Raw genomic sequence first — 20,620 nt, 5'->3', positions numbered from 1 at the left:
AGGTGCTCGTGTCCACAGCAGACGCCAGTCCGTGGTGGCGAGACGCGGTGATCTACCAGGTGTACCCGCGGAGTTTCGCCGACGCCGACGGTGACGGTGTCGGGGACATCGACGGCATCCGCGCCCACCTGAGCCACCTGCGCGACCTCGGCGTCGACGCGATCTGGATGAGCCCCTGGTACCCGTCGCCGATGGCGGACGCCGGCTACGACGTGGCGGACTTCCGCGACATCGACCCGGTCTTCGGGTCCCTGGCCGGTGCGGAGGCGCTGATCGCCGAGGCGCACGCGGCCGGCATCCGGATGATCGTCGACATCGTCCCGAACCACATCTCCAGCGAGCACCCGTGGTTCAAGGCGGCGCTCGCCTCACCGGACGCGCCGGAACGGGAGTACTTCTGGTTCCGCCCCGGCCGGGGCGAGCGGATGCCGACCGACTGGACCGGTGAGTTCGGCGGCACCACGTGGACCCAGGCACCGGACGGCGACTGGTACCTGCACCTGTTCACCCCGGAGCAGCCGGACCTGAACTGGGAGCACCCGGTCGTGCAGGCCGAGTTCTCCGACATCCTGCGGTTCTGGTTCGACCGTGGCGTCGACGGCATCCGGATCGACTCGGCGGCGCTGCTGCACAAGGACGCGGCACTGCCCGAGGTCAGCGACGGCAGCCCGCACCCGTTCCACGACCTCGACCGGGTGCACGACGTCTACCGGTCGTGGCGGCGGATCGCCGACGAGTACCCGGATCGGGCGCTCATCGGCGAGGTGTGGATGCCCGAGGTCGACCGGTTCACCAACTACCTGCGCGCCGACGAGTTGCACGCCGCCTTCAACTTCGACTTCCTCGGGTGCGCGTGGGACCCGTACCTCATGAAGGCCTGCATCGACCGCACGCTGGAGGCGCACGCCGGAGTCGGCGCACCACCCACCTGGGTGCTCTCCAACCACGACGTCACCCGCCACGTCACCCGGTACGGCCGGGCCGACACCACCTTCAGCTTCGACAACAACCTCGACGGCACCCCTGTCGACCTGGAGCTCGGCACCCGCCGGGCCCGGGCCGCCGCGCTGCTCTCGCTCTCGCTGCCCGGCGCCGCCTACGTCTATCAGGGCGAGGAGCTCGGCCTCTGGGAGAACGAGAACATCCCGGTCGAGGAGATCCAGGACCCGATGTACGGCCGCCGCGGCCACACCCGCGACGGGTGCCGGGTGCCGCTGCCCTGGTCCGGCGACGAGCAGCCGTTCGGCTTCAGCACCGCCACGCCCTGGCTACCCCAGCCCGCGGAGTGGAAGGACCGGACCGTCCAGGCGCAGACCGGCGACCCCAACTCGATGCTCGAGCTCTACCGGTCGGCGATCCGGCTGCGCCACGACGAGCCCGGCCTGCACGGCGACGCCATGCAGTGGACCGACGGCGATCCGGGGGTGCTCTCCTACACCCGCGGACCGGACTTCGCCTGCGTCCTCAACCTCTCCGGCACATCGATCCCCCTGCCGGCGCACGAAACCGTTCTGCTCGCCAGCGGTCCGCTCGACGGTGACCTCATCCCCCAGGACACCGCCGTCTGGTTGCGTCTCTGAACGTCCGGGCGCCCCCTCGTGACGAGGGGGCGCCCGAAAAGAGCAGAAGGAAATCGGGGGCTGGCCTAAGACCAAGGAAGGGACCCATGGCCAACCGCACCGCCCCACTATCGGTATTGATCGGCGCGGCCGTCCTCGCGGCCACCGTCATCGCCACCGTGAGCCCGGCACAGGCCGCCGGCATCTCACCCTTCGACATCCCCGGGCGCGGCGCCACCGTGCCGTTCGCCGAGATCGAGGCCGAGAAGGCGGCACACAACGGCACCTCCACCGGCACCAGCCGGCTCTACGGCACGCTCTCCTCCGAGGCGTCCGGCCGGGAGGCGATCACCCTCGACGCGGCGGGTGAGTACGTCGAGTTCACCCTCACCAAGCCGGCGAACGCGGTGACGTTCCGGTACAGCATCCCGGACGGGCGGAACGCCACACTCGATCTGCGTACCGGCTCGACGCTGATCAAGACGGTGCCGGTGACCTCGAAGTACGCCTGGTACTACGGCTACTACCCGTTCACCAACAACCCCGGCGACGGGCGGCCGCACCACTTCTACGACGAGGCGCGGGCACTGTTCGGGACCACCTACCAGGCCGGTACGAAGATCCGCCTCCAGGTGAGCTCGACAGCGCAGTCACCCAGCTTCACCATCGACCTGGCCGACTTCGAGAACGTGCCGGGACCGGTCGGCAAACCGTCCGGCGCCATCGACGTGGTGGCCGACTACGGCGCGGACCCCTCCGGCGCCACCGACTCCACCGCCAGGTTCCAGGCCGCGGTGAACGCCGGCGCCTCGTCCGGCCGTGTCGTCTACGTGCCGCAGGGCAACTTCACGCTCTGGAGCCACGTGATCGTCGACCGGGTCACGCTGGCCGGCGCCGGCCCCTGGTACTCCGTGCTCGGCGGGCGGCACCCCACCCAGCGCAACCTGGCTGCCGGCCTCTACGGCAAGTACGTCAACGAGGGCGGCCCGAGCCAGAACGTCACGGTCCGCGACCTGGCGATCATCGGAGACATCCAGGAACGGGTCGACGAGCACCAGGTCAACGCGTTCGGCGGGGCCATGTCGAACTCGGTGATCGACAACGTCTGGATGCAGCACACCAAGGTCGGCGCGTGGATGGACGGGCCGATGGACCGGTTCACGATCCGCAACAGCCGGATCCTGGACCAGACCGCGGACGGCGTGAACTTCCACATCGGCGTCACCAACTCGGCGGTCACCAACACGTTCGTCCGCAACACCGGTGACGACGGCCTGGCGATGTGGGCGGAGAACGTGCCGAACGTCGGCAACTCGTTCACCCGCAACACGGTTGTCGCGCCGATCCTGGCGAACAACATCGTCAGCTACGGCGGGCGCGACATCACCATCAGCGACAACGTGGTGAGCGAGACGGTGACCAACGGCGGCGGTCTGCACGTGGGCAACCGCTATCCGGGTGTCACCGGGCCGACCGCGGTGGCCGGCACCTGGACGCTCGCCCGCAACACGCTGATCCGGGCGGGCAACTCCGACTACAACTGGAACTTCGGTGTCGGTGCGCTCTGGTTCTGGCCGGACCAGGGTGCGATCACCGGTGCGACGATCAACGTGACCGACACCGACATCCTGGACAGCTCGTACGCCGCGATTCAGTGGATCGGCAACCAGACGACCGGGCTGAACCTGACGAACGTGAACATCGTCGGTGCGGGGACGTTCGCGTTGCAGGCGCAGGCGCAGGCTTCGGCACGGTTCACCAACGTGCGGGCCAGCGGGATCGCGCAGAACCCGACGGTCTACAACTGCGCGGGCTCTGGGCTGGCGATCACCGACGGGGGCGGGAACTCGGGCTGGCAGACGGCGAACACGTATTGCGGGCCGTGGCCGGCGCCGCAGTGGGGAAATACGCCGACTACGCCGCCCACCACCACGCCGCCTACTACTACGCCGCCTCCCACCAGCGGGAACCTGGCCGCGGGCCGGCCGGTTACCGCGACCAGTCAGACCCAGTCCTACACCCCCGCGAACGTCACTGACGGCAACACGGGCACGTACTGGGAGAGCGCCAACAACGCCTTCCCGCAGTCGATCACCGTCGATCTGGGTCAGAGCCGTCAGGTCTCCCGGGTCGTGGTGAAGCTGCCGCCGGCGGCCGCCTGGGCCACCCGTACCCAAACTCTTTCTGTTCTGGGAAGCACTGACGGCTCCAGCTTCACCACCGTCAAGGCCGGCGCCGGTTACACGTTCAACCCGGCGTCGGGCAACACGGCCACCGCGAGCTTCACCGCGGCCAACGCCCGATTCCTCCGGCTCACCTTCACCGGCAACACCGGCTGGCCGGCGGGTCAGCTCTCCGAGTTCGAGGTCTACACCTCCTGATCCCCACGCGGGCCGCGTCCCACCGATCGCGGCCCGCGTGGTTCTGAAGAGTTCGACGAAAGGTGCGCTCCCACCATGTCCAAATTGAGGCGAAAAGTCCTAGCGGTGACCGCCGCTGCGGGCGTCATCGCCGCCCTCGTCCACGCCCCCGCCGCCCAGGCCGCCGGTCCCAACCTCGCCGTCGGCAAGACCTTCAGCGCCAGCAGCTTCACCGACGTCTACTCGGCCGGCAACGCCGGTGACGGCAACGCGAACACCTACTGGGAGAGCAACAACAACGCCTTCCCGCAGTGGCTCCAGGTCGACCTCGGCACCGCCACCCAGGTCAACCAGGCCGTCCTCAAGCTGCCGCCGGCCGCCGCCTGGGCCACCCGCACCGAGACGCTGACCGTCCAGGGCAGCACGAACGGCACGTCGTTCAGCACCCTCAAGGCGAGCGCCGGCTACACCTTCAACCCCGCCTCGGGCAACACGGTGACGGTCGACTTCACCGCGGCGAGCGCGCGTTTCGTCCGGCTCAACTTCACCGGCAACACCGGCTGGGGAGCGGGCCAGCTCTCCGAACTGGAGATCTACGGTCCGGTGTCCGGTGACAGCCAGGCGCCGAGCGCGCCCGGCAGCCTCGCCTACACCCAGCCGGCGAGCGGGCAGGTCCGCCTCACCTGGAACGCGTCGACCGACAACGTCGGTGTGACCGGTTATGACATCTTTGCCAACGGCCAGCTCCGCACCTCGGTCGCCGGGAACGTCCTGACGTACACCGACAACCAGCCTGACAGCGCGACTGTTGCCTACTACGTCCGCGCCAAGGACGCGGCCGGGAACGTGTCGGCGAACAGCAACACGGTGACCAGAAACGGCGCCTCTGGCGACACTCAGGCTCCGAGCACGCCGGGGACGCTGTCCTACACTCAGCCGGCATCCGGGCAGATCCGCCTCGCCTGGGGAGCGTCCACCGACAACGTGGGGGTGACCGGCTACAACGTCTACGCCAACGGGTCCCTGAAGACCACTGTCACCGGGCTGACCTACACCGACAGCCAGCCGGACAGCGCCACCGTTGCCTACTACGTCAAGGCGCGCGACGCGGCCGGCAACGAGTCGGCGGCCACCAACACGGTCACCCGGACCGGCAACCCCGGCACCGGGACGAACATCGCGGTCGGCAAGCCGATCGAGGCGTCGTCGACCATTCACACGTTCGTAGCCACCAACGCGAACGACAACGACACCGCCACCTACTGGGAGGGGAGCGCATATCCGGCGAACCTGACCGTCAAGCTGGGCGCCAACGCCAGCGTGTCGTCCGTGGTGGTCAAGCTCAACCCGGCCTCCGACTGGGGCACCCGCCAGCAGACCTTCGCGATCCTCGGACGTGAGCAGTCGGCCTCCGGCTTCTCCACGATCGTGGGCTCCACGTCGTACACCTTCAACCCGGCCTCGGGCAACACGGTGACCGTCCCGGTGAGCGCGACCGCCGCGGACCTGCGCCTGTCCTTCACCGCCAACAGCGGCGCGCCGAGCGGTCAGGTCGCCGAGTTCCAGATCATCGGCACTCCGGCGCCGAACCCGGACCTCACGGTCACCGCCATGTCCTTCGCTCCGGCTTCGCCGGTCGAGACCGACGCGATCACGGTGTCGGCCACGGTGCGCAACGCGGGCACAGCCGCATCACCGGCCTCCAACGTCAACATCTACTTGGGTACGGTCAAAGCCGGCACCGCCACGGTCTCCGCCCTGGCCGCCGGCGCATCGACGACGGTCTCCGCTTCGATCGGCGCGCGGGATGCGGGCAGCTACCCGCTGTCGGCGAAGGTGGACGAGGCGAACACGGTCACCGAGACCAACGACGCCAACAACTCCTACGCCAACCCGTCGAACCTCGTCGTGGCACCGGTTAGCAGCTCGGACCTGGTCGCCTCGGCGGTCAGCTGGTCACCGGGCAATCCGGCGGCCGGCAACACGGTCACCTTCTCGGTCGTGCTGCGCAACCAGGGCTCGGCCGCCACGACCGGGGGCGCACACGGTGTGACTCTCACCCTGTTGTCCGGCACCACGGTGGTGCGGACCCTCACCGGCTCGTGGACCGGAACGCTCGCCGCCGGCGCGTCCTCGCCGGCGATCAACCTGGGCACCTGGACCGCGGCGAACGGCCGGTACACGGTCCGGACCGTGGTCGCGGTCGACGGCAACGAGCTGGCGGTCAAGCAGGCCAACAACACCAGCGAGAAGCCGTTCTACGTGGGTCGCGGCGCGAACATGCCGTACGACATGTACGAGGCCGAGGACGGTCAGACCGGCGGCGGTGCGGCGACGGTCGGCCCGAACCGGACGGTCGGCGATCTGGCCGGCGAGGCGTCCGGACGCCGGGCGGTCACGCTGAACCAGACCGGGTCGTACGTGCAGTGGACGACCCGGGCGGCGACGAACACCGTGGTGGCCCGCTTCTCCATCCCGGACGGCACCACCAGCTCGATCAACGTCTACGTCAACGGGTCGCTCAACAAGACCCTGCCGCTGACGTCTCGGTTCGCGTGGCTGTACGGCAACGAGACCGCACCGCAGAACTCGGGTACCGGTCCGCGCCACATCTACGACGAGGCGAACATCATGCTGACCGGGTCGTTCCCGGCGGGCAGCACGATCAAGCTCCAGAAGGACTCCGGTAACTCGGGCAACATCGCGATCGACTTCATCAACACCGAGCAAGTGTCTATTTTGAGTAATCCGGATCCCGCCCGTTATGTCGTTCCGACCGGATTCGACCAGCAGTCGGTGCAGAACGCGCTGGACACCGCTCGCCAGGACACCACCAAGATCGGTGTCTACCTGCCGGCCGGTGACTACCAGACGTCCAACAAGTTCCAGGTGTACGGCAAGGCCCTCCGGGTCGTCGGCGCCGGCCCCTGGTACACCCGGTTCCACACCCCGTCCACACAGACCGAGACGGACGCCGGCTTCCGGGCCGACGCCACCGCCAACGGGTCGACGTTCGCGAACTTCGCGTTCTTCGGCAACTACACGATCCGCATCGACGGCCCCGGCAAGGTCTTCGACTTCGCCAACGTCGCCGACGTCACGATCGACAACATCTGGGCCGAGCACACGGTGTGCCTCTTCTGGGGCGCCAACACCGACCGGATGAAGATCACCAACAACCGGATCCGGAACACGTTCGCCGACGGCGTCAACATGACCAACGGCAGCACCGACAACCTGGTCGACAACAACGACGCCCGGGCCACCGGTGACGACAGCTTCGCGCTGTTCTCCGCCATCGACGCCGGCGGCTCCGACGAGATCAACAACGTCTACTCCAACCTGACGTCGACGCTGACCTGGCGCGCCGCGGGCCTCGCGGTCTACGGCGGGTACGCCAACACCTTCAAGAACATCTACATCGCGGACACCCTGGTCTACTCGGGCATCACGATCAGCTCGCTCGACTTCGGCTACCCGATGAACGGTTTCGGCGCCAACCCGCCCACCGTGTTCGACAACATCTCGATCGTCCGGGCCGGCGGCCACTTCTGGGGCAGCCAGGTCTTCCCGGCGATCTGGGTGTTCAGCGCGTCGAAGGTCTTCCAGGGCATCCGGGTGTCGAACGTCGACATCGTCGACCCGACCTACTCGGGCATCATGTTCCAGACCAACTACGTGGGCAACCAGCCGCAGAACCCGATCAAGGACACCGTCTTCACCAACGTGACGATCAGCGGTGCCCGCAAGAGCGGGGACGCGTACGACGCCAAGTCCGGCTACGGCATCTGGGCCAACCCGATGCCGGAGACCGGCCAGGGCCCCGCCGTCGGTACGGCGACCTTCAACAACCTCCAGTTCAGCAACAACTTCCGCGACATCGAGAACCCGACAACCACCTTCACCATCGTCCGCAACTGACCGTTCTGGTCACCTGAGGGCCCGCGCTCGCTGCGCGGGCCCTCACCCATTGGCGTGCGCCGATTACTCTGACGCCATGTTGTGGGTGCTGTGCGTAGCTCTTCTGCTCGGTTCAGGCTTCATCCTCTACAAGGCTCTCGCCCCGTTCCGCCGCATCTGGAGCGGTGAGGCCGCGGCTGCCGCCGAACTGCCCAGCCAGTTCGGCCCCGTCCCGGCTCGCAACTACCTCGCCTATCTGCTCTGGGTGACACCCGCCGCTCTCGCCGGAACGCTGGTCAGCCTCGGCCTCCTCCTCAACCTGATCACCGGCTCGTGGACGGGCCTCGCCGTGATCCCCCGAACCGGCTTCGTCCTGTTCCTCGTCTCCCTGCCGCTGACCCTGCTCCACGTTCTGGTCAGCGCCACGAACCGCCCCAGCTTCCTGGTCCCTCCGCCCTACCGCGACCAGCCGGGCGCCATCACCGCAGCCCGCAACCGCCGCACCCCCGCCTCCCCGTCAAGCAGCTCCCAACCCAACCCCCAGCTGGCACTGAGCGGGGCCAAACAGCCACCAAGTCACCCCTGACGACCAGCCGACAAACCCAGCTGGCACTGAGCGGGGCCAAACCGCCACCAAGACACCCCTGACGACCAGCCGACAAACCCAGCTGGCACCGAGCGGGGCCAAACCGCCACCAAGACACCCCTGACGACCAGCCGACAAACCCAGCTGGCACTGAGCGGGCCGCCGGGCAGGCTGGACGGGCCGTCGCGGTCGGGGCGGGGCGGGCCGAAGGTGGGGACGGGCGGGGGTCAGGCGGCGGGTTGGGTGGATATGGGGTGGGAGGCGCCGTGGACGGGGTCGACGCTGTACATGCGGGCCTGGGCCAGGTCGAAGTACATGCCGGTGAGGTGGAGGCGGCCGGCGGACTCGGCCGCGCGCACCGCGGGATAGGTGCGCAGGTTGGTCAGCTGGCTGAGGACGTTGTCGGTGCAGCAGCGTTCCTCGTCGGAGGTGTCGGTGAACCGTACGCCGGAGAAGGCCAGCCAATCCCCCAGCGCCGAGCCGGGACGCGCGGCGCCGGTCATCAGGGCGCGGACCGCGCCGCAGCCGGAGTGGCCGCACACGGTGATCGTGGTGACGCCGAGGACGTCGACGGCGTATTCGACGGCGGCGCCGACTGAGGAGTCGCCCGCGGAGTGCGGCGGGACGATGTTGCCGACGTTGCGGACGCAGAAGAGGTCGCCGGGGCCGCTCGCGGTGATCAGGTTCGGGACCAGGCGGGAGTCCGCGCAGGTGATGAAGAGCTGCTGCGGATTCTGGCCGTCGCGGGCCAGGTCGGCGAGGTGGGGGCGGACCAGGGGCGCGACCGTACGCTCGAACTCGGCGATCCCGGCCGCCATCGCGTCACGCCGCTGCTGGTCCATGTTCTGCCAGCGTGACCAGGACCCGACCACCCGGGGCGTACGTTTGCCGCCGCCCAGCCGCCCGGACGTGGCCTGGTGGAACCAGGAGTCGTGCACCTCCCGGATCCGGACGCTGCCACCGGACCGCTCGTAGCCTTCCCGCCAGTCCCGGATCGTCTCGAAGGCGCCGTGGTCCAGGTAGTCCAGGTGCAGTTCGACGTCGACGTCGGCGCCCGCCGGCAGGGCTCCGAGCTCCCGTGTCAGCCGGGCGGATTCGACGAACGCGAGGGTGCCGTTGATGGTGACCTGCCACTGGCCGGGTGCCCGTTCCACCCGGCGGATCTCGCAGCGGGTGAGGCGCCACAGGATCAGCAGGGCGGCGCTGACCATGCCGAGCGCCACGCCGGTGAGCAGGTCGGTGAAGACGACGCCGAGCGCGGTGATCAGGTAGGTGGGCAGTTCCCGGTGCCGGGCGTACGTGCGCATCTGGGCCAGGCTGACCAGGCGCAACCCGACCACGATGAGCACGCCGGCCAGGACCGCCATCGGGATGGTCTCCAGCAGGCCGGCCCAGAGCAGGACGAACACCGCGATCCAGAGGCCGTGCAGGATGGCTGAGGCACGGGTACGCGCACCGGCCGCCACGTTCGTGGAGCTGCGCACGATCACCCCGGTCACTGGCAGGCCACCGAGCAGGCCGGAGGCGGTGTTCGCCGCGCCCTGTGCGACGAGTTCCCGGTTCAGGTTGGCCCGGGGACCTTCGTGGAGCCGGTCCACGGCCACCGCCGACAGCAGCGACTCCACGCTCGCCACCAGCGCGATCGTCAGGGCGGCCACGGCGATCTCGCGCAGCGGGGCGTCCGGCCAGGCGGGACGGATCAGCCCGGCGAGCGGCTCGTCGGGCAGTTGGACGCGTGTCACGTCGGCGCCGAGGAACGAGGCGAGCGCCGTCACCGCGACGACGGCGACCAGGGCGGCGGGGAGCAGGGAGATGCGGACGAGGCGTGGCCAGATCAGCAGGATGGCGACGGTGAGCGCGCCGAGCAGGGCGGCCACGCCGTGGTGGGTGGCGATCTGTGCGGGCAGGTCGCGCAGGTTGTGCCAGGCGGAGCTCCGGGCTGTGCCGCCGAGCATCACGTGCACCTGGCTGAGCGCGATGACCAGGCCGATGCCGGCGAGCATGCCGTGCACGACGGCGGGTGAGAGGGCCAGGGCGGCGCGGCCGAGACGGGAGGCGCCGAGGACGATCTGGATCAGGCCGGCGACGGCGACGACGGCTGCGGTTCCGGCGAAGCCGAAGTCGGCGACCGCTCCGGCCACGATCACGGTCAGGCCGGCGGCGGGGCCGCTGACCTGGAGCGGGGCGCCGCCGAGGGCACCGGCGACGATGCCGCCGACGACCGCGGCGACCAGCCCGGCGAGCAGTGGGGCACCGGAGGCTGCGGCGATGCCGAGGGACAAGGGGATGGCGATCAGGAACACGACGATGGACGCCGGCAAGTCCCGGCGCAAAAGCTGCGTCAAGTCGGACATTTCATAAAAATACGGGACTTCGGTTACCGAAGCATTACGCGACGTGGCACTGAGCGGCAAGACACAGCAACTTGCCAGTGAGACCCCGGACAGCAGGAAGGCCGTGCGACCGGAGGGTCACGCGGCCTCACCGACCGGAAAGGTCAGGCCTTCCAGATGTCCTTGTTCGACTCGTAGATCTCCCGCAGGATCGCCGGCACGTCGTACGTCAGCTTCCAGTCCGGGTAGTGCTCCTCGAACCGCGCGGTGCTGCTGATCCACCACTGGTGGTCACCGGCCCGGTTCTCCTCGACATACTCGGTGCGCGCCTCCAGCCCGGTGATCTCCGACGCGATGCTGAAGGCCTCGATGTGGCTGCAGTTGGAGAACCGGCCACCACCGATGTTGTAGATCTCAGCGACGCGCGGCGCGCGGTGGAACGCCTCGAACGCCGAGACCAGGTCGTGCGAGTGGATGGCGTCGCGGACCATCTTCCCCTTGTAGCCGAAGATCCGGTAAAGGCGCTGTTCCATGACACACCGCATGACGTACGCCAAAAAGCCGTGCAACTCAGCGGCAGAGTGCCCGGGCCCGGTCAGAGTCCCACCCCGGAACACCGCCGTAGGCATACCGAAGTAGCGCCCGTACTCCTGCACCATCACGTCGGCGGCGACCTTGCTGGCCCCGAAGATCGAGTGCATGCTGCTGTCGATCGTCATGGTCTCGTCGATGCCGCCGTACCACTGGTGGTCCTCGGGCAGCTCCCAGCGGGTCTCCTGCTCGACGAGCGGCAGCGAGTTGGGCGTGTCGCCGTAGACCTTGTTGGTCGACGTGAAGATGAACGGCGCCTCGACAGCATGCCGGCGGGTCGCCTCGAGCATGTTGATCGTGCCGACCGCGTTGACGTCGAAGTCGGTGAACGGCTCACGGGCGGCCCAGTCATGGCTCGGCTGCGCCGCACAGTGAATCACCAGCCCGACGTTGCCGCCCAGGCCGGCGAAGAGCCGGTCCAGACCGTCCCGGTCGCGGATGTCGATGCTGTGGTGGGTGTAGCGCTCGCCGACCTCCTTGGTCAGCCGCTGCAGGTTCCACTGGGTGGAGCCGTCGGCACCGAAGAAGTAGCCGCGCATGTCGTTGTCGACCCCGACCACGTCCATGCCGAGCGCGGCGAAGTGCCGCACCGCCTCGGAGCCGATCAGGCCGGCCGAGCCGGTGATTACGACGACGCTGCTCATCACGACCTCCGCGGGGTGTCGGTCACCACGGGGCGAGACTACCGGTGGGCCGCACCTCGTCCGTGTCCCGGGCCGGGGTGTCGCGATCGTCATGCTTGACGAGCGTCTGAAACGGGCACGACACAGGTTCGCTACATCAGATGGGAAGGCTCCGCCGGGTACGGACCTTTGCCGAACGGATTTGCGAAGGCGGTCGCGATGACGGAGTCACTGCAAGCCCCCAATCCCCATGTCCCCGATCAGGCCGCACTCACCCTCGGCGTCGAGGAGGAGTTGCATGTCGTCGATCTGGCGACGCGCGAACTCGTACCCCGTGCTCCAGAGATCTTGGATCGCCTCGACAGCGCGCACTTCTCCGCCGAGCTGCACCGATCGGTGGTCGAGACCAACACACCGGTGAGCGCGACCCTCGACGACCTGCGCGAAGGTGTCGCGGAGCGGCGCCGGACAGCGATCGGTGTCGCCGAGTCCCTGGGTCTCGGCCTGGTCGCCGCCGGGACCGTGCCCCTCGTCGACCTGGACTCGCTGCCGGTCACGCCCACCTCGCGCTACCAGCGGATGCTGCACGAGTACCAGATGCTGGTTCGCGAGCAGCTGATCTGCGGCGCCCAGGTGCACGTCGGCGTGCCGGACCGCGACGAGGCGGTGGCGATCGCCCAGCGCGTCGCGCCGGTCCTGCCGGCGCTGCTCGCCCTCTCCACCAGTTCGCCCTACTGGCTGGGTGAGGACTCCGGGTACGCCAGCGCCCGCTCCCTGGTCTGGATGCGCTGGCCGACAGCCGGCGACAGCGGCCCGCTCGGCTCCGCCGCCGAGCACGAGGCGCTGGTGAACGACCTGATCGCCTCCGGCACCATCAGCGACCCGAAGATGGTCTATTTCGACGTGCGGCCCTCCGCCCACGTGCCGACCGTGGAGCTGCGGGTCACCGACTCCAGCCCGGACGTCGAGACGGTCATCCTGCTGGCCGGGGTCTTCCGCGCTCTGGTGCTGCGGGCCCGCGAGGAGCACCGGGCCGGCCTGCCGATGCCCCTCGCCCGGCCGCCGCTGCACCGGGCCGCGATGTGGCGGGCGGCCCGGTCCGGCCTGGAGGGCGACCTGCTCGACCTGCCGCGCTCCCCCGTCCCGATTCCGGCGCCGCTCGCCGTCGAGCGGCTGATCGGCGAGCTGCGCCCACAGCTCGAACAGCTGGGCGACTGGGACCAGGTCTACGACCTCTCGCTGCGGGCGCTGAGCCAGGGCAGTTCGTCGGCACGCCAGCGCCGGGTGCTCGCCCGCCGCGGCCGGCTCTCCGACGTGGTCGACATGCTGGTCACGGACACCCGGGGCGGGGTCACCGCGGCCGGACCGGCCGGTACGCCGGCGCCGGCCCTGATCGAGGCCTACGTCACCGAGGGCGACGAGGCCTTCCCCGGCGGCCGGGTGTCGCCCGCCTACGCCGGGATCCTGCCGGTGCTGACCTCGCTCGGTGCCACCGGGCTCCGCCACCGCGAGGACGCGCGGGACGACGAGCAGCGGGCCCGGGGCATCACGTTCAGCGTCGCCGGCGAGGCGGCCACCCGGCTGTTCCCGTTCGACCTGGTGCCCCGGATCGTGCCGACCACGGACTGGACCCACCTGCGCGAGGGACTCACCCAGCGGGTCAAGGCCCTCGACGCGTTCCTCAACGACGTCTACACCGAGCGGCAGATCGTGGCCGACGGGAAGATCCCGGAATGGGTGATCAACGGGTCGCCGGAGTTGCGGGCCAGCGGTGCGCTGATCCGCCGCCGCGCCGTACGGGCCCAGGTCGCGGGCGTGGACCTGGTCCGTGACGGCGAGGGCCACTGGTGCGTGCTCGAGGACAACCTGCGGGTGCCCTCCGGTATCGCGTACGCCATTCAGAACCGCCGCCTGACCTGGAGCGTGCTGCCCGAGCTGCCCCGGCCTGGCGCCCTGCTGTCGGTGGAGGACACCCCGAAGCTGCTCAAGCAGGCACTGCTGGAGGCGGCCGGACCGGCGGCCGGCGACGAACCGGCGATCGTCGTGCTCAGCCAGGGGCCGGACGACTCGGCGTGGTTCGAGCACAGGATGCTGGCGGAGGCGATGGGCGTACCGGTGGTGCGCAGCACGGAGCTGTTCGTCGACGAGGGCCGGGTGTGGCGGCTCAGCGGCGGGCACCGGAGCCCGGTCGACGTGATCTACCTGCGGATGGGCGAGGACAGCCTGGTGCACTCGCCGGGCGCGGACGGCATGCCGCTGGGACCGAGCCTGGTCTCCGCGTTGCACGCGGACAGCGTCGTGCTGGCGAACGCTCTGGGCAACGGTATCGGTGACGACAAGGCGGTGTACGCCTACGTGCCCCGCATGATCGAGTACTACCTCGGCGAGAAACCGCTGCTCGCCGACGTGCCCACCTACCTGTGCGGCATCCCGGACCAGCGGGTCGAGGTGCTCTCCCGCCTCGACGAACTGGTCTGCAAGCCGGTGGACGGTTACGGCGGCGACCGGATCGTGATCGGCCCCCACGCCACCGCCGACGAGCTCGACGCGCTCCGGCGGCAGATCCAGACCGCACCGCATCGCTGGGTGGCCCAGGAGCTGGTCAACCTCTCCACCCACCCGGTCTTCGACGGCCACCGGCTCGCGCCGCGGCACGTGGACCTGCGGGCGTTCGTGTTCACCGGAAGCAACTCGGTTGTCGCGCCGGCGGCGCTGACCCGGGTCGCACCCGCCGGGAGCATGATCGTCAACTCTTCGCGGGGCGGCGGATCGAAGGACACCTGGTTGCTCGGCTGAGGAGGTTGCAATGTGTGGAATCGCCGGTGAACTGCGGTACGGCGATCGGCCCGCGGACACCGAGGCGGTCCGGCGGATGCTGCCCTGCATGGAGTCACGGGGGCCGGACGGCGACGGGCTGTGGGATCACGGCCGGATCGCCTTCGGGCACCGGCGGCTGAAGATCATCGACCTGTCGGAGAACGGCCGGCAGCCGATGACCGACGAGCAGCTCGGGCTGACAGTGGTGTTCAACGGGTGTATCTACAACTACCAGCAGCTGCGGGACGAGCTTCGCGGGTACGGGTACACCTTCTTCTCCACGTCGGACACCGAGGTGATCCTGAAGGCGTACCACCGGTGGGGTGCCGACTGTGTCACGCACTTCCTCGGCATGTTCGCCTTCGCGATCGCGGAGCACGCGACCGGCACCGTCACGCTGGCCCGGGACCGGCTCGGGATCAAGCCGCTCTACCTGGCCGAGTCGCCGGGCCGGCTGCGCTTCGCGTCGACCCTGCCGGCCCTGCTGGCGGCGGGCGGCGTGGACACCACCATCGACGCGGTGGCGCTCCAGCACTACATGACGTTCCACTCGGTGGTGCCGGCACCGCGCACCATCCTCTCCGGTGTCCGCAAGCTCCCGCCGGCCACCGTGCGGATCGTCCAGGCGGACGGGACGTCGACCGAGCGGGTCTACTGGGAGGCGTCGTTCACCCGGACCCGGGACCTGAGCCGGGGCGAGTGGGCCGAGGCGGTCAGGGACACGCTGCGGATCGCTGTGGAACGGCGGATGGTCGCGGACGTGCCGGTGGGTGTGCTGCTCTCCGGCGGGCTGGACTCCAGCTTCATCGTGGCGCTGCTCGCCGAGCAGGGGCAGCACGGTCTCACCACGTTCAGCATCGGGTTCGAGTCGGGCGGCGGGGAGAGCGGCGACGAGTTCGAGTACTCGGACCTGATCGCCAAGCAGTTCGACACCGAGCACCACCAGATCCGGATCGGACACGACCGGTTCCTGCCGGCGGTGGAGCGGACGGTGGCGGCGATGAGCGAGCCGATGGTGAGCCACGACTGCATCGCGTTCAACCTCCTCAGCGAAGATGTTGCGAAGCAGGTCAAGGTCGTGCAATCTGGGCAGGGAGCGGACGAGATCCTCGCCGGTTACAGCTGGTACCCACCCCTCGCCGGAGTGCCCCGGGAGCACGCCGTCGACGCGTACGCGAAGGAGTTCTTCGACCGGCCGCACGCCGAACTGGCCCGGCAGCTGAACCCGCAATGGCTGCTCGAGGCCGACGTCAGCCGTGATTTCGTCGCCGCGAGCTTCGGGCGTCCCGGAGCCACCGAAGCCGTCGACGCGGCCCTGCGCCTGGACTCTCAGGTGATGCTCGTCGACGACCCGGTCAAACGGGTCGACAACATGACTATGGCGTGGGGGCTGGAAGCCCGCGTACCGTTCCTGGATCACGAGCTTGTGGAGCTCGCGGCGGCCTGCCCGCCCGAGTACAAACTGGCTCAGGACGGTAAGGGAGTTCTCAAGGACGCGGCCCGCGGCCTCGTTCCCGACGCGGTCATCGACCGGCCGAAAGGCTACTTCCCGGTGCCCGGCATCCGGCACCTGGAAGGCCCGATGCTGGAGAAGGTGCGCGACGCGCTGCACGCATCGGCAGCCAGGGACCGGGCGCTGTTCCGGCCGGAGTATGTCGAGGCGCTCCTCGCCGACCCGAACACCCCGCGCACCACGCTCGGGGCGAATCAGTTGTGGCAGCTCGCGCTGCTGGAGATGTGGTTGCAGGACAAGGGGGTCTAGATAGATGGAAGGTCAGCTCCATCGCATCGACGTGACCGTGCTGCCGGCCGGCTGGCGGTCCGTCCCGTCGGAGGTGGCGGGCACGTGGTCGCCCACCCTCTCGCCGGACGGACGGCACATGGCCTACGTCTCCGACCGCGGCGGCGTACCCGGGGTCTGGGTGCAGCCGGTCGGCAGCGAGCTGGCCTTCCGCGTCGACACCGGCCCCGAGCCGGTCTCCGCCGTGCGGTGGTCGTCCGGCGGAGGCTGGCTCGCCTGCCAGACCGCCCCCGGCGGTGCGCCCCGGCAGGAGATCTGGCTGATCCGCCCGGACGGGTCCGACCTGCACCAGGTCGCCGGCTACGGCACCGACACCGCGGACAACATGCGCTGGCTGCCCGGCCGCCCGCTGCTCGCGCTCACCGAGAACCTGACCACCGCCGTCATCGTCGACGTCGTGGCGGGCGAACGGCGGGTGGTCGCGCAGGGCGACCTTCTCTCGCTCCTCGACGTGGATCCGGGTGGGCGCTTCGCGCTTCTTCGGTACGGGCCACGCGGCGCCCGCTACATCATGCTTCGTGATCTCTCCACCGGCACCGAGAAGCCGATCACCAGCGGCGAACAGGCGATCTTCAGCCCGGGTGGCGGGTGTGTCTACGCGCTCAGCCAGGACGGCGAGTTCCCGTCCCTGGTCCGAATCGCCGGCGACGCCACCGAAATCCTGGCCGCCTCCCCCACGACCGTCGCCCTCACGACCGCCTCCCCCACCGCCGTTGCTCCCGCTTCGCCCGCGGCCGTGTTCGGGACTGCGGGCGCGACCACCGACCCGGGCGGCGGCGCCCTGTCGGCCTCGGCCACCGCGCAGGCCGTAGCAGCGACGGGTGGAGAGGTGGAGGACTTCGCAGTGACGGCCGACGGCCGTACCGCTGCAGTTCTGTGGAATGTGCGCGGCGGAGAGTCGGAGGTCGCGCTGCTCGACCTCGACCACGACGGAGACCGCGTCCCGGCGGCCATCTCGCCATTGCCCGGCCCGGTGGTCGGCGGACTGACGTGGAGCTTCGACGGATCGACACTGGGTTTCACGGCCGAGGGACCGGGACAGCCGCACGGAGTCTGGGTGTGGTCGCAGGGTGATGTGCAGGCCGTTTCCGCCCATCCCGCGGCACCGGACGCGGTCCGGCCGACGCTGGAGAGCTTCCCCGCCCACGACGGCCTGGCCCTGACCGGGTGGCTCTTCGCACCCTCGGCGCCGGGGCCGCACCCGACAGTATTGTGGCTGCACGGCGGACCGGAAGCTCAGGAACGACCCGGGCACGGACCGCTGTTCCAGGCGCTGGTGCAGCGGGGCATCGCGGTGTTCGCGGCGAACGTGCGCGGATCGTCGGGATTCGGCCGATCATTTGTGGACGCGGACAACGTCGGCCTGCGGTACGCGGCGATTGAAGACGTCAGGTCCTGCGTCACGCATCTGCGGGAGCGCGGGATCACCGGGCGCGTCGGCGTGATGGGGCGGTCCTACGGCGGATATCTCACGCTGGCGGCCCTGACCACGTTCCCCGACCTGTTCGACGTCGGCATCGACGTGTGCGGCATGTCCAACTTCGCCACGTTCTATCAGCACACCGAGCCGTGGATCGCCGCTGCCGCGGTGAGCAAATACGGACATCCGGTACGCGACGCCGACCTGCTCCGGGACCTGTCACCGATCACCCGGATCGACCGGCTGCGCGCCCCTCTGATGGTGGTGCACGGCGAGAACGACAGCAACGTACCGGTCATCGAGGCGGAGCAGGTGGTAGCGGCCCTCGCCGCGCGCGGCGCGCCACACCGCTACCTGCTGTTCCCCGGCGAGGGCCACGAGCTGCTGCACCGCTCCTCCCGCGCCGAATACCTGAAGGCGACAATCGAGTGGCTGGAGCAGCACCTCCTCAACTCACCGGCACGTATGAGTTCGCCCGCGTGACCCAGGTGGCGGTCTGCGGGCCGGCTACCTGCTCACCGGAAGAGGCGACGTGGGCGCATCAGGTCGGTGCGCTGCTCGCCGAGCGGGGTGTCGTCGTGCTCTGCGGCGGTGGCACCGGGGTGATGGCCGCCGCCGCGTCCGGAGCCCGCTCCGCCGGCGGCGTGGTGATCGGTGTCCTGCCGGACGACGGCCCTCCCCTCGCCGACGTGACGGCCTACCTCGCCACCGGAATGGGTGAGGGGCGCAACGCCGTCCTGGTGCGCAGCGCCGACGCGGTGATCGCGATCGGCGGCTCCTGGGGAACGCTCAGCGAGATCGCGCTGGCTCTCCGCCGAGCCACCATCCCGGTGATCGTCCTCGGCGGATGGCAACTGCCCGCCTCCTCCCCTCACCTGTTCCCCGCCACCTCCCCCGCCCAAGCCGTCTCCCTGGCCCTCCCCTAACCAGCCCCCACACCAGCTGGCTCCCAGCGGCCCCTCCAAGCCCAAAAACCCCCACTCACGCCCAGCCGACCCACCCAGCTGGCCGTCAGCGGGGCCTCCAAGCCCGAAAACCCCCGCTGAGCGCCAGCCGACCCACCCAGCTGGCCGCCAGCGGGCCCTCCGAGCCCGAAAACCCCCACTGAGCGCCAGCCGACCCACCCAGCTGGCCGTCAGCGGGCCCTCCGAGCCCGAAAACCACCGCTGAGCGCCAGCCGGAACAGCAAGGGGCGGGAACAGGGACCGGGTCACCCGCACGAGGAGGGTGAGGAGACGCACGTTGCAGGTAGGAGGCCTGCGAGAAAGGGTTGAAGCATGCCCATGCCCTTACCTGCCCGAGCCCGGGCGTGGGCGGTCTGGTCCGCCGGTCTCGCCGCGTACGTCATAGCCGTCCTCCACCGCACCTCCCTGGGTGTAGCCGGTCTGGACGCCCAGGAGCGGTTCGGTATCGGTGCCAGCGCCCTGGCCACCTTCGCCGTGTTGCAGCTCCTCGTCTACGCCGGCCTCCAGATCCCGGTCGGCCTGCTGCTCGACCGTTTCGGATCACTGCGGCTGGTGCTGACCGGCGCGCTGCTGATGGTGGCCGGCCAGACGCTGATGGCGGTCGCCGACGACATGAGCGGGGCGATCACCGCCCGGATCCTGGTGGGCGCCGGTGACGCGATGACGTTCATCAGCGTGTTGCGCCTGGTGCCACAATGGTTCCCGGCGAAGCGGGTGCCGGTGCTGAGCCAGTTGACCGGCATCGCGGGCCAGTTGGGGCAGGTGCTGTCGGCCGTACCCCTGGCTGCACTGCTGGCCGGTCCTGGATGGACCACCGCTTTTCTCGGCGCCGCCGGTGCCGGTGTGTTCGTGTCGCTCGTGGCGGTGGCCGCGCTGCGTGACACGCCGGAGGCGAAGGTCAGCAGCGGCCGGACGCTCTCCTGGCAGCAGCTCGGCACCGATCTGGGTGGCGCGTGGCGGCATCCGGGCACGCGGCTGGGGCTGTGGACGCATTTCACGACCCAGTTCACCGGTACGGTCTTCGCGCTCATGTGGGGCATCCCTTTCCTGATCGCCGGTGAGGGCCTGAGCCGGGGTGCCGCGAGCTCGCTGCTGCTGCTGTTCGTGGTGACCGGCATGGCGTCCGGGCCGGTGCTGGGGATGCTCACCCAGCGGCACCCGTTGCGCCGCTCCTGGCTGGTGCTGGGCATCGTGAGCGCGAACATGCTCGCCTGGGCGGTCGTCATCGCCTGGCCGGGCCGGGCGCCGATGGCACTGCTGACCGTCCTGGTGATCGCTCTCGGACTCGGCGGGCCGGGTTCGATGATCGGGTTCGACTACGCCCGTACCTTCAACCCGCCCAGCCGCCTGGGCACCGCGACCGGTGTGGTGAACGTGGGCGGCTTCGTGGCGTCGCTGCTGACCATCGAGCTGATCGGGTTGATCCTGGACGCCCGGACCGGCGGCAGTGCCGACTATCACATCTCCGATTTCCGGCTGGCGATGTCGGTGCAGTTCCTGGTGGCCGCGGTCGGCCTGGCTGGCATTCTGCGGACCCGGCGGCTCACCCGGCGCCGGATCACCGAGGAGGAGGGGATCGTGTTCCGTCCCCTTCGCGACGTGGTGGCCGGTTTAGCAAACGGCCGAACGGTAAAAGCCAAAAGCTGGCGCTAATGAGAGGGGGCA

The 20,620-nt window shown here is 69.6% G+C and carries 11 protein-coding genes; 9 read left to right on the top strand and 2 right to left on the bottom strand.

Annotated features, from left to right (window positions below):
* Window positions 1–8: 8 nt before the first annotated feature.
* From ACFQV6_RS02120 to ACFQV6_RS02105, 4 genes are all read left to right on the top strand, one after another.
* Window positions 9–1,580: an alpha-amylase family glycosyl hydrolase gene (locus tag ACFQV6_RS02120; protein ID WP_378025551.1), complete on the top strand. Its 1,572-nt coding sequence runs from the start codon at window positions 9–11 to the stop codon at window positions 1,578–1,580.
* A gap of 86 nt (window positions 1,581–1,666) precedes the next feature.
* The gene (locus tag ACFQV6_RS02115; protein ID WP_378025550.1) at window positions 1,667–3,940 is read left to right on the top strand and encodes a discoidin domain-containing protein; all 2,274 of its coding nucleotides are present in this window, start codon (window positions 1,667–1,669) and stop codon (window positions 3,938–3,940) included.
* Window positions 3,941–4,015: 75 nt separating this feature from the next.
* Entirely contained in the window at window positions 4,016–7,840 is a 3,825-nt protein-coding gene (locus tag ACFQV6_RS02110) for a discoidin domain-containing protein (RefSeq protein WP_378025549.1), read from the top strand.
* 76 nt (window positions 7,841–7,916) lie between these two features.
* Window positions 7,917–8,405, top strand: a complete 489-nt coding sequence (locus ACFQV6_RS02105; protein ID WP_378025548.1) for a hypothetical protein — start codon at window positions 7,917–7,919, stop codon at window positions 8,403–8,405.
* Window positions 8,406–8,632: 227 nt separating this feature from the next.
* Here the strand turns inward: ACFQV6_RS02105 and ACFQV6_RS02100 are convergent, their stop codons facing one another.
* Together ACFQV6_RS02100 and ACFQV6_RS02095 are read right to left on the bottom strand one after the other, a co-directional pair.
* Entirely contained in the window at window positions 8,633–10,759 is a 2,127-nt protein-coding gene (locus tag ACFQV6_RS02100; protein WP_378025547.1) for a bifunctional SulP family inorganic anion transporter/carbonic anhydrase, read from the bottom strand.
* Between the two features lie 143 nt (window positions 10,760–10,902).
* Complete coding sequence (locus ACFQV6_RS02095) at window positions 10,903–11,973, bottom strand: NAD-dependent epimerase/dehydratase family protein (RefSeq protein WP_378025546.1); 1,071 nt, start codon at window positions 11,971–11,973, stop codon at window positions 10,903–10,905.
* Between the two features lie 198 nt (window positions 11,974–12,171).
* Between ACFQV6_RS02095 and ACFQV6_RS02090 the strand changes: the two genes are divergently transcribed.
* From ACFQV6_RS02090 to ACFQV6_RS02070, 5 genes are all read left to right on the top strand, one after another.
* Entirely contained in the window at window positions 12,172–14,748 is a 2,577-nt protein-coding gene (locus ACFQV6_RS02090) for a glutamate--cysteine ligase (protein WP_378025545.1), read from the top strand.
* Between the two features lie 10 nt (window positions 14,749–14,758).
* Entirely contained in the window at window positions 14,759–16,531 is a 1,773-nt protein-coding gene (locus ACFQV6_RS02085; RefSeq protein WP_378025544.1) for an N-acetylglutaminylglutamine amidotransferase, read from the top strand.
* Between the two features lie 4 nt (window positions 16,532–16,535).
* Window positions 16,536–18,473 carry a S9 family peptidase gene (locus ACFQV6_RS02080; protein ID WP_378025543.1) on the top strand — a complete coding sequence of 646 codons (1,938 nt, stop codon included), beginning with the start codon at window positions 16,536–16,538 and terminating at the stop codon, window positions 18,471–18,473.
* A complete protein-coding gene (locus ACFQV6_RS02075; protein WP_378025542.1) occupies window positions 18,470–18,916 on the top strand; it encodes a TIGR00725 family protein in 447 nt (148 codons plus the stop codon). Before ACFQV6_RS02080 ends, ACFQV6_RS02075 begins: the two co-directional genes overlap by 4 nt.
* Window positions 18,917–19,267: 351 nt before the next feature.
* Entirely contained in the window at window positions 19,268–20,608 is a 1,341-nt protein-coding gene (locus tag ACFQV6_RS02070; protein WP_378025541.1) for a nitrate/nitrite transporter, read from the top strand.
* The last annotated feature ends 12 nt before the right edge of the window (window positions 20,609–20,620 follow it).

It is taken from the genome of Actinoplanes sp. GCM10030250 (genome assembly GCF_042666575.1).
In the GTDB taxonomy this organism is placed as follows: Bacteria; Actinomycetota; Actinomycetes; order Mycobacteriales; family Micromonosporaceae; genus Actinoplanes.
The sequence above is the reverse complement of the archived record's forward strand: the minus strand, read 5'-3'. Positions and strand labels throughout refer to the sequence as shown.